Below are 16704 nucleotides of genomic sequence, written 5' to 3'. Positions count from 1 at the left end.
ACGACTACCGTGTGCGCTGTGAACATCGTCGAGACCTACACCGGGCACGTCGAACCCGGCGGTGACGCCACCCGTCGCACCCTGGACGCGCTCACCATCACGAAGCTGTCGGTCGGTCCGATGGACAACAACGCGTACCTGCTCGTCTGCCGCGCCGAGAACGAGGCGCTGCTGATCGACGCCGCGAACGATCCGGAACGGATCTCCGACCTCATCGGCCACGGCCCCGACCGTCCCGCGCTGAGGACCGTCGTGACCACGCACCAGCACCAGGACCACTGGCAGGCCCTCGGCGCCGTCGCCGGCGCGAACGGCTCGAACACCGCCGCCCACCCGCTGGACGCCGGACCGCTGCCGATCCCGCCGGACTTCCTCGTCGAGCACGGCGACACGGTCAAGGTCGGGCAGATCGTCCTCGAGGTGATCCACCTGCGCGGCCACACCCCCGGCTCGATCGCGCTGCTGTACCGCGACCCGGCGGGACACCCGCACCTGTTCACCGGCGACTCGCTGTTTCCAGGCGGTGTCGGGAAGACGGGCTCGCCTTCGGATTTCACGTCGCTGCTGGACGACGTCGAGTCGCGGATCTTCGGCGAGCTGCCGGACGAGACTTGGTTCTACCCGGGGCACGGGGACGACTCGACGCTGGGTGAGCAGCGCGGGCACCTCGCGGAGTGGCGCGAACGCGGCTGGTGAGCTGCGGATCTACTCGGATGGGCCACCCACGAACGGCAGGTGGCCCATCCGAGTTCACCGTTCAGGCCGGCGCAACAGTAAAGTCCGAAGTACCTTGATCGCCGCGTTACGACGCGCCTTCTTATCGGAGAACATCGCAACAGCTGCACTGAAGGCAATCATCGCCAGGTAGCAGGCACCCGCACAGAAAATAACCAAGGCCGACGTTGGTGTCTGCATAGTGCTCAGGAACCCGATCAAGTAATCACCAGTGAGCTGCGAGCCTGAATCGGCAATCACAGACCGACAGAAGCTCATTCGTGCCCTCCCCCAACAAGGGCGGCCGACTGCACGCGCTGCCACGGCACAAGTCGTTCAACGGAATAGCTCGCAACGTCACTATCGATGAGCCGGTGACAACTCGGGCACAACACGATCAAGTTTTCAACTACGTCACGACCACCCACAGGGCCGAACCGGGGCCCGAAGGGCGAAAGAGACTGGATATGCGCGACCTCGCCGAGGAAACGTGGATGACCGTCACACACAACGTGTAGTGGCGACATGCAATGTGGATTGGCGCACTGAGCGGCCCGCGAAAAATATTCAATCAGCCTTGAATGACGCCTGATGCGGCCCCTGCGAGGCGTCACCATCCGCAGCGCTTCGGTGTATGAACATCCATGCTTGGCCTGGTACACCCTGGCCTGCCGTTTGCGCGCGCGGTCCATGCCCGGTTTGCGCGACTCGTCACCCATAACGACCTCCACGAGGTTCCACGCCCCTCATACGAGGTGTGTGGCGCTGAGTCGGAGACGTCTTGTCCTCTACGCCACCAGCAGCGTGGATGCCTGTGGCTCGGAGTGGGGCCTGCGCTGTGCCCGGCCTGAGCTTAGCAACTCCGCGTCCAGCACTGGCAGTCCCACCCGTGAGCTCGTCCCGTTCGTAGCATCACCGCGCACAAGCCTCAACAACCTGCTCGTCGCGGTCGCGGGCGCGATCGCCTTCGGACACGCGGGCACGTGGACGTGTTCACCGTTACCGTGATTCCCTGCTCCCTGGCGGCGTCGGGTAAACCGGTTCGCCTTCGGACTTCACGTCGCTGCTGGACGACGTCGAGACGCGGATCTTCGACGAACTGCCGGACGAGACGTGGTTCTACCCCGACCACGGCGACGACTCGACGCTGGGCGCCGAACGCCCGAAGCTCGCGGAGTGGCGCACCCGCGGCTGGTGAGCTGAAACAGCCTTCATCCCGAGCGCGCCTGACCCGGACGCCCTGAAGGCCCCACTTTGAGACGATGAACGTCCCGAAGGGGCCTTCACGGCATCGCTGTGACTACCCGGTGTCGCCAGAGTCCACACGGTCCTCAGTAGCTACGTGTAGCTCACTGAGTCGCGCCGCCTGCTTGCTGCCGTGACGCACCGATATTTCTCGAAGTTCGCGTACCGCCGACCTATCCTCACCTTTTCCGGCGACATCCTTCATATTTACCAGCTCTCCCTTGTTTCGGGTGCGTTTTTCCTACTCACAACGTGCCCACCTGAATCACAAAGCCTTGGACAGCAAGGAAAGTACGTCGTCTTTTCGTGTGGACCACCGCCGCGTGAGCGCAACTCGCGAAGCGGCTGCGTTACCGTTCTTCAGATCTGGATGACCACATCCGACGCAGGGAGAAATCATGTTGAGAAATCGTGTACACGGCCGCCGAAGACCGGCGTTGTCGCTATTGGCGGCTCTCGTCATGTCCACCGGCACGGTGACCGGGACCGCACAGGCGGACACGGTCGGGCCGGTGGCGCTCGATCCGTTGCCCGGCGACGACTACAGCTCGGTCAGCGCGGTCAACGACGCCGGTGTGATGGTGGGGATGTCGCACAAAGGCCGCGATCCGCGGGTCAGTCATCCGGTGCGCTGGGACGCCGACGGCAGGATCACCGCGCTGCCGACACAGGGCGACGGCCAAGGGATCGTGAGTCACATCAACCGGCACGGGGTTTCCGCGGGCATCGCGGCGACTCCGACCGGTTCCGCGCCCGCCCGCTGGGACACCGAGGGGCGGGTGACCACGATGCAGCTACCGCCCGGCTATTACGGCGCCGGCCCGATGGGGATCAGCGACAACGGTGTCGTCGTCGGCACTTGGATCACGTCGGGTTACTGGATGGGCAGCTTCCGCTGGGACCCGGACGACAAGGTCACGGACCTGGGCACGCTGCCCGGCGGCGACTGGACCTGGGCCAAGGACATCTCCGATGACGGCCGCATCATCACGGGCGTGGCCGCCGGCCACGACAAGGTCCATCATGCCGTCCGCTGGGTGGACGGCCGGCCGATGACCCGGCTGGCGCCGGACTACCTGGCGAGCTCGCCGGACCGGACAAACGGGCACGGTGTCTCCGCGGGTTTCATCAGCGAGAACCTCGGCGCCCGCGACACGCCGGTGACCTGGGATCGCGACGGCACGATGCGCCGTCTGGAATGGAGGGAAAACCAGCTGCTCTGGATCAACGCCGTCAGCAGCACCGGCTATGTGATCGGGAGCAACAATCGCTATCCCCCGGACGACCGTTGGCTGTTGCTGTGGGCCCCCGACGGCACCCTCACCGTCCTGCCGGACGACCAGCTGAGCGCAGCCGCCGAAGGGGTCGACGCGGAAGGCACCGTGGTCGGCAGCATCCGAGGCGAGGCGACCGTCTGGTTCCGGAACGGTGAACGCAGGCGACTCGCCGGCCTGCCCGGCGGCAAGGAGAGTAAAGCCCACTTTATCAACGACCGGGGCCGCGTCGTCGGGAGCGTCACCGACTCCCAGTGGAAGACCCGTGAGGTGTTCTGGGATCTCAAGTAGCGCCCGGGCAGGGCCGCGAGGTCCAGGCGGCCGAGGTCCAGAGGGGAAACGTCGCAACAGTAGCGGATCACAGATCACGTAAAGACACGACCCGCTACTTTAAGTTGCCGTGGTCACTGTATGTAGTTTTGCCGCGTTCACATTCATTGACCCAAGGAGGTTCTCGATGGCGATACGCGGCGGCGACGACGGCAAGGGCGGCGGAAACACCGGCAACTAGCCGGAGACCGAGGCGGGCCACGTCGGGCTCCGATGTGGCCCCGCTTCGAGCGGCCAACGGAAAGCAATGCCGTACTCCTCTCGCGGATGACAGGGTTCGAGGAACGTGTGCTCGACGACGCCTCGCCGGATCTCGAGCAGATGCCGATCGCCGGCGGGCGGGCGGACCATGCGTTCGTACTCGGTCTGTTCCGCGTACCACCAGCAAGCATCGGGGACGCAATCGTCGAACGTGACGCTGACGCTCAGACCGCCGGTCACCCTGCCATCACCATCGACCACACCCGGCGCGATCCCGTGATGGTCGACGTCGACGTTGATCCATTTTCGCTCCTCGTCGAGATCGTCATCGCAGGCGAGGGAGATGAACTCGTGACGCTCGCCTTTTCGCAGCGGTTTCGGGAACCGCAACTCCACGACCAGCGGATCTCCTGGCTGCGCCCCGAGCGAAGTCTCGACGTGGCAACCGAAGATCGCTTTGATCGGGATCGACGCGAGGCCATCGTCCTCTCCGGTGAGAGCCCGCGCCATGTAACCATCGACGCCGTCCCCCCGAGCGACGACGTTCCGCACGGTCAGCCGGCGATACGCCGTTCTGCGCCGCATTTCCACGGCCACCAGCAAGCGTTCCACGAACACGGGCTGCGCTCCGTCCGACGGCACGCGGCCGCGGGGCGCCCGCGGTTCCGGGAACGCGTTCGAGTCACGGGCGATCTCGACATAAGCCCGCCAGGCTTCACCATCGAGAACCTCCAGATTCCTTGCCAGGCAAGGAGCGAGCTTGTCGCTCACCGCGCGTCGCCACGCCTTGTGCATGGGCGTGGTAGTGCTCGGCGGCGGATCCCCGAAAACCCCGGGCAGGTGTTTCAGCTGGCCGAAACGGTCATCGAGGGTCGATCTCCACGCCGCCGGGCCCAACCGGAAAGCGGCGGCCAGAACGTTGCGGCGCCGGGACTCGCTCGTCGAGCCGATCTTCTCGATCTCATCGAGCATCAGGCCCCAGACCGCGAGCGCCCGCACCTCCGGGGGCGCCGTGATCATCGACTCCGTCGGCCGGACCAGGCAACCGAGGACGGCGGCCGACTCGCTCGCCGGGTCTTCGATCGCGTACCGCAAGAACCTGAGCGGCTTTCCGTCCTTGCGGATCGCGAGCCACCGCAGCGCGGCTTCGACGTCGGCCACAGAACAGGAAACACGGTCCCTCTCCAGCTGGATTGTCACGATGCCCTCCACCATTCGCGGCAATGATCGACAATTCGCGGCGCGGCAGGACAACGACCGGCTATCGGAGAGCCCGCCCTCGACGACAAGAAACTCCTCCTGACCGTGAAAGATCAGAACCGGCGAGGGTTTTCGCCGGTCGTCGCGCCCTACGGTGTACTAGTACACCACACACGAAGGGTTCGACAATGGCCAAAGACCGCTCCGGCAGAGAACACGAGGGAATTGTCAAGCTGATCAAGACTTCATTGGCAGGCATCGGCGGCCTCTATCTGCTCACCGGATCCTTCATCGTGACGACACTCGGCACGGCAACAGTGGTCGCGGTGCTCTGCCTCAGCGGATTCCGCCGCTAATCCCGCCGTAACGTTCCCGCGCCACGACCCGAAACCACACCGCGATGCCGTACTACGGATATGGCTCCTTCCCCGCGGTCGCCATAGGCGGCCATCTGCTCGCGCCCACTACTCCGGTGCGCAGCGGATACGGCGAGATCATCGAGCCGGATTGGCGGCCCCCGCACGTCCGGGTAGTCCGTCCGGGCGACAAGGTCGCGCGGCCGATCCGCCGAGCGGTCTGGTCTTTCTGGAGCACCCCGTACCGGCGACGGCACGGCAGGCATTGGCCGAGCGACTTCTTCCACGCGCTTTCCTGGATCCTGTCGTTCCGGCTCGCGTCCCGCCTCTTCCCCACGACGGCGCTGGTGACCGACGACCGGGGCCACGAGCTACTCGTCGACAGGCTGGAGCTGCCCTTCGACGACGTCTCGCTCTCGCTGAACAGGCTCACCGGCCAGGCCCCGTCCTGGTGGGCGCTCGGGAAGCTGCACGCGTACCGCGAGCAGCGCGAACCGTTCCTGCACATCGACAACGACGTGTTCCTCTGGCCCGGCTTCCCCGCCGAAGGGCTCGACGGGGAGATCGTCGCGCAGAACCCTGAGCACGCACCTGGTTCGGACGCGGGCTACTACCGGCCGGCGGCCGTCGCCACGGCGATCCGGAACACGGGCGGATTCCTGCCGAAGGAATTCAGCGAGTACACGGGGAGACAGCGTTGTGCACCGGAGTCGTCGGAGGCACGGCGATCCCGCTTCTCCGCAGCTACGCCGACCTGGGTATCCGCATGGTGGAATCGGCCGAGAATCAAGCGGCCTGGCGACGGCTCGCGCCGCTCGAGGACTACAACCTGGTCGTCGAACAGTATCTGCTCGGCGCATTGTGCCGGGGTGGCGCGACGACGGACGTGCAGTGCGTCTTCGGCCTCGCAGGAGGACAGCCACCGGGACGATGACCGGAGATTCACGCATCTCATCGCGTCCGCGAAAAGCGATCTCCACTACACGCGTTTACTCGCGCGGCGAGTGAGAAACCATTTTCCCGCCGACTTCGAGATCGCTCGACGTCGATTCGACGATCAGTAACGATAAAGCGAAGAATACAACCTCTCCTGCGTCCCGGGCGTCTTTCCGGCACCAACTCTCCGGCAGGAGGTCGTCGCCATGACCCTCACCCTCCGGCGCGCGCTCGGGGCGCTCGCCGCCACCGCTCTCATGCTGACCGGCGCCATCGCCGCGGTCGCACCAACTTCCCTTGCGGCCCAGATGATCCCCGCGATGACGGGGATCCGCACCGGCCAGAACCCCGGATTCGACCGGGTCGTGCTCGACCTGACCGCGGGGCCCGCCCCCGCCGTCCGGTACGACCTCGTCGACGAGCTGATCGCCGACGGCTCGGGCGACATCGTCTGGCTGACCGGTGAATACTTCATCGCGGTCGCCGCGACTCCGGCGGCCGCGCACGACGACGCCGGGAATCCGACCTATCCCGGACCGCAGAAGTTCCGGACCCGGAATCTGCGCAATGTCATGGCGGTCGCGGTCACCGGTGACTACGAAGGCACGTTGTCCATCGGTCTCGGCGTCCGGTCCAGGACGCCGGTCAGCGTGTTCACCCTGACCTCACCGAACCGCGTCGTCATCGACGTCCGCCATTGATCACGAGCGGGAATCCGTTAAGGCTTTTCGTTCGTCGGACGGCTTCCGGTGATCAAAATCCTTTTCGGATTCCCGCGCTGAAAATCTCGTTCTGCCCCAACGGGCGATTTTTCCGAAATCCAGGTATCTGCCGCCCGGTATCGCGTTCCTTCCTTCCGTCAGCATCACCGCCGCTGCGAAGGAGAACCTCATGCCGACCCCACGCAATCCCGACACCCCTTCCTTGGGCCCGGGTGGCGACAACCTCGAAGCAGGCCCCGGCAGTTCGGGCCTGGGAAGCTTCTCGAACAGCGAAATCGGCGAACTGGTGACCCAGGCCGCCGAAACCATGGCCGCGTCCGGCGAGGACGCCGAGCGCAATTACCAGCGGAGCCTCGACCGGCTTCGTGAGCGCGCGGACGACGTCGTCCCGGCACTCGGCGAGCAGTACGGCGCCCTGTCCGAGGAGCAGTACCTGGAGCGCTGGGGCCTGGTCCAGTTGCTCACCGACCTGCGGCACGCGGCCGCCGTCCCGGTGCTCGAAAACGTGCTGCGCCAGCCGATCCCGCCGGAGCGTTCCGACGATCCGGCGCACGGGATCAGCACCGTCGGCGAAGAGGTGATCATCCGCACCACCGCCGTGGAAGCGTTGGCACGCCTGGCATCCGCCGGGGACAGCGCGGCCAAGGACCTGTTGCTGCGGCAGGTCCGGCACGAGGTGTTCACGGTGCGGCGCGCGGCGGTCCAGGCCATCGCCGAGACCGGTGACACCGAGCTCACCGCCCGGGTGCGCGAGGAGCTGAGCGGCACCGAGGACGAGCGTTTGCTGGACATCCGACGGGTCGACGTCCGCGGTGTCCCGCAGGCCGTCGGCGGCCGGTACGTGAAGGACAAGCAGACCGACGACGTGCCGCCGCCCGAACCGCCGCGCTCCTGAACCGAACGAATTCCTTCTACAGACAGGTGATCTCCGATGGCCACTTGCAGCTACACCGTGCCTGACAAGAATGTGACCGGGGACAATTTCTACGGCGCCTCGATCTGCAATCAGACCTACATCGACTATTTCTGGAACACCTACGGCTTCGCGGGCAACAAGGACTACTGGGACGACGGTTTCGGCTGGGAAGACGCGTGCAACACCGACAAGCCGCTGGCCCGGACGTTCAACGCGTGCTATCTGCTGACCTATTCGGCGCAGGACTACCAGAACGACGCCTATTCCGGCGCCATGCTGAACTGGGCACGCCGCTACGTCCGCGACAACTGCGACGACCTCCGCTCGCTCTGCGGTGACGGCAGCGCGATCGCGCGATCGTTCAAAGGGGCGTTCGTCGACGACCGGATCGAGTTGTACCTGGGTTTCTGGTACTCCAAGGACGTTCCCGGCCGCGCCGAGACGTTGATCCACGAGTCGCGGCACCAGGGCGGGAAGCCGCACAACGCGAACTTCCCGGCGGGTTCGGTGTTCGGCGCCGGCAAGAGCGGTGCCGACTCCACGTGGGGTTATGAGGGCGCCTGGATGTACGGCGCGCTTTACCTGTGGTGGTTCTTCGCTCAGGGAGCCCGGACGACGTCGGCGTTGCGTGAACGGGCCCGCCAGCGCGGGAACCTCGTGATCGACAACGCCTTCGCGACCCACCCCGGCTTCAACATCTGAGGCTCGATCCGACAAGCCCTCTCGCACTACCCGCGGGAGGGCTTCGTCGCGCGATACCTCCGATCACTAGAGCCGTGTCCCGCTCAACGGGGCTTGACCACCGGGATATCTGCCGCAATCATCGGATCTCTCGGCAACCATGCCCTGGATGAGAGCGGATGGTCATGAGAGTTCACCGCACCGCCTGGCTCGCCCTGGTCCTCGCCCTGGTGGCAGGCCTGCTCACCACGCCGACGGCGAGCGCGGAGGTGCACCATCCCCGCCAGAAATGGCTGCGCGAGGCCACCGCGGGGCTTTTCCTCCACTGGGGCATGTTCACCGCACCACGCCAGACCGACTGCGCCGCCTGGGAACGCGCCGTCACCGACGGCGGCTGGAGCGCCGACTACTGGGTGGACGAAGCCCGCAAACTAGGCGCCTCGTACATCGTGCTCGCCACCTTCCACAGCAGGCTGGGCTACGCGCGGCCGTGGCCGTCGGCGATCCCCGGCAGCTGCGCGACACAGCGCGACCTGCTCGGCGAACTCGTCAAGGCAGGCAACGCCAAGGGCGTCCGGACCATCCTCTACATGACCGACGATCCCCAGTGGCACAAGGAAACCGATGTCGAGTCGCTCGATTCCGCCGCGTACTCCGCCTACAAGGGCAAGCAGGTCGACCTGACCACCCGTCCCGGCTTCGGCGAATACAGCTACGACCTCTTCCACGAGGTCATGGACCGCTACTCGGACCTCGCCGGGTTCTGGATCGACAACGACAACGAGTACTGGGAGAAGAACAAGCTCTACGAACAGATCCGCGAGAAACGGCCGTCCTGGTTGCTGAGCAACAACAACGAGGACACCCCGATCATGGACACCGTCAGCAACGAACAGAAGACCGGCATCACCCCGCCGTACGACTACCCGCAGGCCGCGTTCACTCCGATGCCGCGGCTGACCGAGGCCGACTACAAGCTGCCGACCAACGGTGGCTGGTGGTACGACGGCACCGATCAGGCCGTCGACTTCCGGCTGTCGACCGGTCGCTACATCACCAACGCGGGTTCGTCGATGAAGTCGCTGATGGCCGAAACCCCCATGGTGAACGGGAAGTTCCCGCCGCAGCAGGAGGCGTACAACAACTTCATGGCGAGCTGGGTGCCGCCGATCAAATCCTCCTTGCAGGGCAAAGAGGGCGGCGGGTACATGTACGGCGGGATGCAGCCCGGTTTCTGGAACGACGGCGCGCACGGCGTCATCACCGTCGAGCCCGGCGCGGGAACGCAGTATCTGCACGTGGTCACCCGCCCGAGCACCGATCTGCTCCGCCTGCGCGACAACGGCTACCAGGTCACCAGGGTTTCCGACGTGCGTACGGGGAAACCGCTGCGCTTCAGTCAGTCCGCCGGGTATCTGACCATTGTGGACATCAAGGACTGGGACACCTACGACACGGTGTTCAAGGTGGAAACCGCCGGGCAGCGGCACTTCCTCGACTCCCGCACGATCAAAGCGACCGCTTCGTCCTCACGCGAGGGGCATCCGGCGTCGAATCTCGTCGACGGGAACTTCGAGAACTACTGGGACGCCGACGGCAAGGAACCGGTCTCGCTGACCTTGGACCTCGGCAGGCGGCGAACGGCGGCCTACCTCGCGGTGAACCAGCGTGAGATGTCACCGACGCACGCACGCGAATCGTTCGGCAGGCCGGAGGATTCGTCCCGGATCCAGGACTATCGCGTCTACGTCAGCGACGACGGGCGGAACTGGGGCAAGCCGGTGCGCACCGGCGCGATGCCGAGCGCTCGCGGCGTGCAGTTCATCGACTTCGGCGAACGGCAGACCCGCTTCGTCAAGCTGGAGGTGCTGAACACCTGGTCCGGACCGCAGGCGAAACCCTTCTACCGGCAACTGGCGATCGACGAGATCAAGGTGGCTTCCGGCTATCCGAATTCGATCTTGGGCGCCCAGGTTCCGCTGGAGGCGGAGTCCTTCCGCAACGACCACGACGGCCGTGCCCGCCTCGACTGGTGCTCGTCCTGCTCCGGATCGTTCCAGGTCACCGGGCTCGGTGGCGGCCCGCGCAACTCTGTCACCTATCCGGGTGTGACGGTCGCGGAAGCCGGGACGTACCGGCTCCAGCTCGACACCGCGGGCGGGCCCGCGACGTCGGTCGCGGTGAGTGTCGACGGCGGCGCTCCGGACGAGACCGCGATCGACGACGGCACACCGGGAACCGTGGTCTCGACAGCGATCCCCGTCGCTCTGAAGGCCGGCTCGAACACCGTCAAGGTGTTCAGCAACGCGACGTCGGGGCCGGGCCTCGACCGGATCGCGATCGCTCCCCTGCCACCGTCGTCCTACACACCGAAGACGACCCTGACCGTCGAGCCCGGCGGCGTCCAATGGCTTTCCCCGGGACGGCAGTCCTTGAAGGTGACCGCGAAGCTGCGGCTCGACGCCGATGACACGATCGGCAAGGTCACGATGGCGCCGGTCGTCCCGGCGGGTTGGAGCCTGCGGGGCGCTCCGGTGACGGCGGCGTCCATGCGCGTCGGGAACGAGCTCGAAGCCTCCTGGACGCTGGTCTCCCCCGAAGGCGTGACCGTGGCCGACATCCCGGTCACCGCGTCGTTCGACCTCCTCGGCCAGGCGAAATCCGTGAGCAAGCCGGTGCGGGTGAGCCCCCGGCCCGCGGACCGGGTCTTCATGCGGGAGGCCGAGGATTCGGCGAACGACGTCGGCAGCGCGGGAGTCACCGGCTGTGGGGTGTGCTCGGGCGGGCAGAAGGTCCGCAACATCGGCGGCGATCCGGACGCGTTCGTGCGGTTCGACGACGTGACCGTGCCCGAGGCGAAGCGCTACACCCTCTACATCGACTTCACCGTCAACGGACCGCGCTCGTACTTCGTCACGGTCAACGACGGCAGCCCGATCGAGGTGAAGGTCGACGGTGCCGGCAACAACACCGGGCTCACGACGTCGGTGCCGGTCGAGCTGAAGGCGGGGGCGAACACGATCAAGCTGTCCAACGACCACGCGTCCGCCCCGGATCTCGATAGGCTGTCACTGGGGTGAGGTACCGGCTTGACCCTCTCCCCGGGAGAGGGTTCAGGCTGATCCCATGACGACCTTGATGCCGATCGGCGTGTTCGCGCACGCCACCAGGCTGTCGGTCCGCGCGCTGCGCAACTACGACCGGCTCGGGCTGCTGGTACCCGCCAGGATCGACCCCGGCACCGGGTACCGCCGGTACTCGCTGGAACAGTTCGCGCGCGCGGGCCTGATCCGGCGGCTGCGGGAGCTGGAGGTGCCGCTGGCGGAGATCGCCGAGATCCTCGACGCGGGGTCCCCGGACGAGGTGAAGGCCGCGATCGAACGGCATCACGACCGAGTGGCGGCGCGGGCCGCGGAACTCGCGGCGATCAGCGGCGGGCTCGATTCCGTGCTCGCCGAGCCGACCCGGTGGCTGCACGTCTACGAGCGCGTGCGCACGCCGCAGCCGATCGCCTGCCTGACGATCGAGACTCCGCTGAGCGGCCTGGCAGAGCGGATCGGTCCCGCGTACGCCCGGCTGTTCGCGGCGCTCGACGCCCAAGGTGTCACGCCGGCCGGGCCGCCCGGGACCCGTTACCGCACCGATGATCCCGACGGGCTGTCCGTCGAACTGTTCGTCCCGGTGGACGGTCCGGTCCGGGACGACGGCGAGATCGGCGCCGGTGAGCTTCCCGGCGGCTTGCTCGCGGCGACGATCCACGAGGGCGGCTACGAAGACGTCGAGACCGCGTACCGATCGCTGGGCCGCTGGATCGCCGAACGCGACCGCGTCCCGACCGGGCCCGCCGAGGAGCTGTACCTGGTGGCGCCCGGCCCGTCGGTCGCGCCCGAGGGCTACCGCACCGAGATCGCCTGGCCGGTGACCGCGTGATCCTCGACGGCATCGAAACCCAGGGCGGGGAGCACTGCGAGACCAGCACCCTCGACGTCCTGCTGCGGCACGCCGGGATCGAGCTGTCCGAGCCGATGCTGTTCGGGCTCGGCGAAGGGCTGGGCTTCATCTACTGGGACGGGAAGAATCTGCCGTTCCCCTTCCTCGGCGGGCGTGCGAAACCCGCCGAGATCACCCGGAAGCTGACCGACCGCCTCGGACTCACCTTGCGAGTCAAGGAAACGACGTCGGCGCGCACGGCGTGGCGGAACGTGGCCGAGCAGATCGACGCCGGTGTCCCCGTCGGCCTTCAGCTCGACTCGTACCACCTCGACTACTTCACCTCGAAAGTCCACTTCGGAGGGCATTTCGCGGCCTTGTACGGCTACGACGACGAGAACGCCTTCCTCGTCGACACCGCACAGCAGGGTGGTTCCGTGTCGACGTCGTTGGCGAGCCTGGAGCGCGCTCGTGGCGAAAAGGGACCGATGACGGCGAAGAATCGTTCGTTCACCATCAGTGTGGACGCGCCTCCCGTCCCGCTCGCCGACGCCGTCCGCGCGGCCGTGCTGGCCAACGCGGCGGGGTTCCTCAATCCGCCCATCGCCAACCTCGGGTATCGCGGGATCGGCAAGGCCGCCGTCCAGGTGCGGAAATGGCTGGAGCGCAGCAGCGACCCGGCCCGCGACCTTCCGCAGGTCGCTGTCCTGATGGAGCGGGCGGGGACCGGCGGCGGGCTCTTCCGCCGGATCTACCGCGACTTCCTCGAAGAATGCACGACACTCGTCGACGACGCCGGTCTCCGCACCGCGTACGAGAAGTACCGCGAGATCGCTCCACTGTGGACAGAAGTCGCGCGGCTGTTCACGCAGGCCGGGGAGACCGGCGACGTCCGGCAGCTGGCCGACGCGTCCGCCGTCCTGTCCGAGCTGGCTCAGCGCGAACAGGAGGCGATGACTGCGCTGTCGACGGTTCAGTGTGAGCGTTCGTAGGGCAGCTTCTCCCCCGCTTCCACCGCGAAGGGCAGATCGTTGCCCGCCGGCGGCAACGGGCACGTGGCGAAGTCGGTGAACGCGCACGGCAGGTTCGTCGCCCGGGTGAAGTCGAGGACGACGGAGCCGTCTTCGGCGGGCGGGGGTACCGCGAGCGACCGGTTCGCCGCGTAGGTCGTGACGCCGCTCGTGGCGTCGGTGAACAGGATGAGCAGGCCGTCCTTCTTGCCGTTGAACGCGGTGAGCGTGTGCTCCACGCCATCGCGCTCGAAACGCACGATGCCCGGCGAGACGTAGACGTGGCTGAGGCCTTCGACGACCGCGCCGACCGTGGTCGGTTTCGGCTCGTCGAAGGCCTCGAAGGTCCCGGTCAGCACCCAGGCCGCGTCGGGCTCGTACGCCGGGACGCCGCGGAAAGCGTTCAGCACCGAGGCTTTCGGGTCGTGCGTCCGGATCAGGTACCCGCCGCGGCGCGCGACCTCGATCTCGATGTCCCCGGCGACGACCCGGGTCGTCGCACCACTGTTCACCAGCTCGAAGCGGCGGACACCAGTGAGTCGTTCGCCGTCGTGGGAGAGGTCTGCGCCCTGCGGGTCGAGGTACGCCGCGTCGGCGTCCTGCCACCACAGTCCGGACAGGCCCTCATACGCGCGCGGCTTGTCTTCGAGCCAGTCGAGCGAGACCAGGGCGAGCCAGCCCAGCGGGTCGGCGAGGTCGCGCTCGCGCTGGGTCTTCCAGCTCTGCCAGTCCTGCGTGAACGTGTCCAGGCTTGTGCTCATCGCCGATCCCTTCCGTGACCTTGCTCGTTCCCCCAGGTCAACGGTGTGCGGGCGGCGATATTTCGTGTCCCGGCATGTGGGCTAGGCGCGGTAGTCCTCGGTGGTGCCTTCTTCGGCGGAGATCAGCTCGGCGATGGGTGCGAAGAAGGCCTTGATCCCCGGCAGGTTCGCGCCCTTCTCCCGGGACGCGGCGAAGTCCTCGGACGACCGCCACCACACGACGTCGAGCCAGGTCTCGTCGTCGACCCGGATCAGCTGGGCGTCGAGGAAGCCCTCTCGGTCGGCCCGGAAGTCGGCGAGCATCGCGGGTCGGGCCTGGAGCAGTTCGGCCGCGCGGTCGGCGGGAACCTTGAAGCGGGTCAGTTCGACTGTCGTCATGGTGCCGATGCTAAGCGACCCGCTCCCGCAAACAGGTGACCAGTTGCGGCCTTCATGCTTCCTGGTGGATCACGACCGCGTTCAGTCCCCTCGATGCGATAGTTCGCGCTCGAATCACCGCATTTAGAGGACTAAGAGGATGATCGTGGGTGTGGGTTGATGCCGTGTCTCGTTGATCGTCTGTGAGGGGTGGGCTGAGTGGGGCAGCGGCGTCCGCGGGAGTTCCTGCCGCAGGAGATGGCTATGGCTCGGGCATGACGTGCTGGCGGCGGTTGCGGGACTGGACCGAGGCCCGGGGTGTGGCAGCAGCTGCACGAGCTGCTGCTGGCGGAGTCGCATGGGGCGAACCTGCTGGACTGGTCACGCGCGGCGGTCGACGGGTCTACGCCGACCGGGCCTACGACCACGACAAATACCGTCGCCTCGTGCGCGCCGCGGGAATCACACCCGTCATCGCCCGCCGCGGCGAAGGCGCCTTCGCGCTGCTGCACTGGTTCCGCCGCCTGCGCACCCGCTGGGAGATCCACGACGACCTCCACACAGGCTTCCTCACCCTCGGCTGCGCCATCATCTGCTGGCGCCGACTCAAAGCCCACTCATTCCGTCAGGACCCTTAGAGGACTAATTGCGACGTCACTCAAAAGTGGCGGATGCGCGGGGTTATGGTGACTTAAAATTACGAACACATGTTCGATTTCTGGGTGTATTCTGGAGAGATGTCCGAGACCTTCCTCCCCGAGTTGCCGCAGGAGTTGTGGCGTGCTGGCAAGCTGGAGCTTGCGCATGGTGTGCAGCAGTTCTTGCAGGTGATGCGGGTCGCGTCCGCCGGGTTGGGGCGATACCTGGCGGAGATCGAGTCCCGGGGCGCGAAGGACTTGTTCGGGTATGGCAGCACGATCACGTGGTTTGCCGATGTGGCGGGCCTTTCTCGCGGCGAGGCCCGGCCGGTGGTGAATCAGGCGATCGCATTGAATCCGACCCGCGCTCTCGACGGGAGTGAGGTTCCGGCTATCGCACCCACCACCGCCGCTGCGGCCGCCGAAGGGCTGGTTGGGGCTGAGCGGGTCCAGCAGGTCCTGGAGATTCTCGCGAGGATTCCTGCTGACACGTCGGTTGAGGATCGGGAGAGCGCGGAGAAGATCCTCGGCAACCTCGCCCGAGACGCCGGTCCCCGACAGTTGGCGGACGCGGAGGCGAACCTTCTCGCCTGGCTCGACCCCGACGGCAACGAACCGAAGGACCCAGAGCCGAAGGATCCGCGTCGCGAGGTCACTCTGGAGCGTCGCAGGGACGGGTTCTGGAAGCTGACCGGCCTCCTCGACGACGAGCTCGGTGCCCGGACCGCCGCCGCACTCGAGGCCTATGCGAAACCCCGCCCGGTCGATGAGTTCGGCCAGGCCGATCTGCGCATGAAATGCGAACGCCAGGGCGACGCGTGGGCTGAACTTCTCGATCTGGCCATCGCGTGCCCTGATCAACCCGGGACGAGCGGGTATCGGACCTTGGTACACGTCACCATCGGTCTCGAAGAGCTGAAGACCGGGATCGGGAAAGCCTGCCTGGACTTCGTCGGCACCATGACCGCCCGCGAAGCCCGCATGGCCGCCTGCGACTGCCTCATGCTCCCCGTCGTACTCAACGCCGCCGGAGAACCCCTCGACGTCGGACGACTACGACGGTTCGTCACCCCCGGCCAACGCCGAGCCCTCAACATCCGAGACCGGGGCTGCGCCTTCCCGGGCTGTCATCGACGACCCAAGAATTGTCACGCCCACCACATTCACCACTGGGCAGACGGCGGACCCACCGACCTCCGGAACCTCGTCCTCCTCTGCGGCTTCCACCACCGGCTGATCCACCACGGCGACTGGCAAGTCCTCATGGCGGCCGACGGGCTCCCCGAGTTCATCCCACCCCAATACCTGGACCCGCTACAACGAACCCGGCGCAACACCCTCCACCGCGCCTGACACCCCCTGCACCACCCGAGGAGCCCGCCACCCACCCGGCGACGGGCCCCTCACCATGCCCGGAACTGTTCGATACCGGC

Annotated in this window: 16 protein-coding genes and 2 pseudogenes; 13 read left to right on the top strand and 5 right to left on the bottom strand. The window is 66.6% G+C overall.

Going from position 1 to position 16704, the window contains the following annotated elements; all coding sequences use genetic code 11:
* The first annotated feature begins 18 nt into the window (after nucleotides 1-18).
* Nucleotides 19-696, top strand: coding sequence for an MBL fold metallo-hydrolase (locus B0293_RS16495; RefSeq protein WP_005159192.1), 678 nt, complete (start codon nucleotides 19-21; stop codon nucleotides 694-696).
* 54 nt (nucleotides 697-750) lie between these two features.
* Here the strand turns inward: B0293_RS16495 and B0293_RS43075 are convergent, their stop codons facing one another.
* Nucleotides 751-975, bottom strand: a complete 225-nt coding sequence (locus B0293_RS43075; RefSeq protein WP_143254577.1) for a hypothetical protein — start codon at nucleotides 973-975, stop codon at nucleotides 751-753.
* 14 nt (nucleotides 976-989) lie between these two features.
* A complete protein-coding gene (locus B0293_RS44860; RefSeq protein WP_407640099.1) occupies nucleotides 990-1241 on the bottom strand; it encodes an HNH endonuclease in 252 nt (83 codons plus the stop codon).
* A 479-nt stretch (nucleotides 1242-1720) separates the two neighbouring features.
* Here B0293_RS44860 and B0293_RS44295 point away from each other — a divergent pair.
* Nucleotides 1721-1912, top strand: a pseudogene (locus tag B0293_RS44295) (MBL fold metallo-hydrolase); the annotation flags it as partial.
* A 445-nt stretch (nucleotides 1913-2357) separates the two neighbouring features.
* A complete protein-coding gene (locus B0293_RS16480; protein WP_143254575.1) occupies nucleotides 2358-3524 on the top strand; it encodes an HAF repeat-containing protein in 1167 nt (388 codons plus the stop codon).
* A gap of 216 nt (nucleotides 3525-3740) precedes the next feature.
* Here the strand turns inward: B0293_RS16480 and B0293_RS16475 are convergent, their stop codons facing one another.
* Nucleotides 3741-4979, bottom strand: coding sequence for a hypothetical protein (locus B0293_RS16475; protein ID WP_052014487.1), 1239 nt, complete (start codon nucleotides 4977-4979; stop codon nucleotides 3741-3743).
* A gap of 173 nt (nucleotides 4980-5152) precedes the next feature.
* Between B0293_RS16475 and B0293_RS43720 the strand changes: the two genes are divergently transcribed.
* The 8 genes from B0293_RS43720 (at nucleotide 5153) to B0293_RS16440 (ending at nucleotide 13497) form a co-directional block, all read left to right on the top strand.
* The gene (locus B0293_RS43720) at nucleotides 5153-5320 is read left to right on the top strand and encodes a hypothetical protein (RefSeq protein ID WP_005159197.1); all 168 of its coding nucleotides are present in this window, start codon (nucleotides 5153-5155) and stop codon (nucleotides 5318-5320) included.
* Between the two features lie 44 nt (nucleotides 5321-5364).
* On the top strand, nucleotides 5365-6384 hold the full coding sequence (locus tag B0293_RS16470; RefSeq protein WP_245191976.1) for a DUF6734 family protein: 1020 nt from the start codon (nucleotides 5365-5367) through the stop codon (nucleotides 6382-6384).
* A gap of 78 nt (nucleotides 6385-6462) precedes the next feature.
* Nucleotides 6463-6957 carry an AMIN-like domain-containing (lipo)protein gene (locus B0293_RS16465; RefSeq protein WP_005159201.1) on the top strand — a complete coding sequence of 165 codons (495 nt, stop codon included), beginning with the start codon at nucleotides 6463-6465 and terminating at the stop codon, nucleotides 6955-6957.
* Nucleotides 6958-7147: 190 nt separating this feature from the next.
* Nucleotides 7148-7873 carry a HEAT repeat domain-containing protein gene (locus tag B0293_RS16460; RefSeq protein ID WP_005159203.1) on the top strand — a complete coding sequence of 242 codons (726 nt, stop codon included), beginning with the start codon at nucleotides 7148-7150 and terminating at the stop codon, nucleotides 7871-7873.
* A gap of 36 nt (nucleotides 7874-7909) precedes the next feature.
* Entirely contained in the window at nucleotides 7910-8596 is a 687-nt protein-coding gene (locus tag B0293_RS16455; protein WP_005159205.1) for a hypothetical protein, read from the top strand.
* Between the two features lie 158 nt (nucleotides 8597-8754).
* Nucleotides 8755-11655, top strand: coding sequence for an alpha-L-fucosidase (locus B0293_RS16450; RefSeq protein WP_005159207.1), 2901 nt, complete (start codon nucleotides 8755-8757; stop codon nucleotides 11653-11655).
* Nucleotides 11656-11701: 46 nt separating this feature from the next.
* Nucleotides 11702-12505 (top strand): MerR family transcriptional regulator, encoded by an 804-nt coding sequence (locus B0293_RS16445; RefSeq protein WP_005159209.1) that lies wholly within the window; start codon nucleotides 11702-11704, stop codon nucleotides 12503-12505.
* Nucleotides 12502-13497, top strand: a complete 996-nt coding sequence (locus tag B0293_RS16440; protein ID WP_005159211.1) for a BtrH N-terminal domain-containing protein — start codon at nucleotides 12502-12504, stop codon at nucleotides 13495-13497. The genes B0293_RS16445 and B0293_RS16440 overlap by 4 nt, the downstream gene beginning before the upstream one ends.
* On the opposite strand, the gene B0293_RS16435 is transcribed toward B0293_RS16440, so the two are convergent.
* Both B0293_RS16435 and B0293_RS16430 read right to left on the bottom strand, forming a co-directional pair.
* Nucleotides 13479-14276 (bottom strand): DUF1684 domain-containing protein, encoded by a 798-nt coding sequence (locus B0293_RS16435; protein ID WP_005159215.1) that lies wholly within the window; start codon nucleotides 14274-14276, stop codon nucleotides 13479-13481. The two genes, B0293_RS16440 and B0293_RS16435, sit on opposite strands and share 19 nt — an antisense overlap.
* A gap of 81 nt (nucleotides 14277-14357) precedes the next feature.
* Nucleotides 14358-14654, bottom strand: a complete 297-nt coding sequence (locus B0293_RS16430) for an antibiotic biosynthesis monooxygenase (protein WP_005159217.1) — start codon at nucleotides 14652-14654, stop codon at nucleotides 14358-14360.
* A 239-nt stretch (nucleotides 14655-14893) separates the two neighbouring features.
* Between B0293_RS16430 and B0293_RS44290 the strand changes: the two are divergent.
* Nucleotides 14894-15271 (top strand): annotated as a pseudogene (locus B0293_RS44290) (hypothetical protein); the annotation flags it as partial.
* Nucleotides 15272-15370: 99 nt separating this feature from the next.
* On the top strand, nucleotides 15371-16624 hold the full coding sequence (locus B0293_RS16415; protein WP_039918655.1) for an HNH endonuclease signature motif containing protein: 1254 nt from the start codon (nucleotides 15371-15373) through the stop codon (nucleotides 16622-16624).
* Nucleotides 16625-16704: the final 80 nt, after the last annotated feature.

The sequence above is a fragment of the Amycolatopsis azurea DSM 43854 genome, assembly GCF_001995215.1.
Lineage (GTDB): Bacteria > Actinomycetota > Actinomycetes > Mycobacteriales > Pseudonocardiaceae > Amycolatopsis > Amycolatopsis azurea.
Note: the sequence above shows the minus strand (reverse complement) of the source record. Positions and strands in the feature narration are given on the sequence as shown.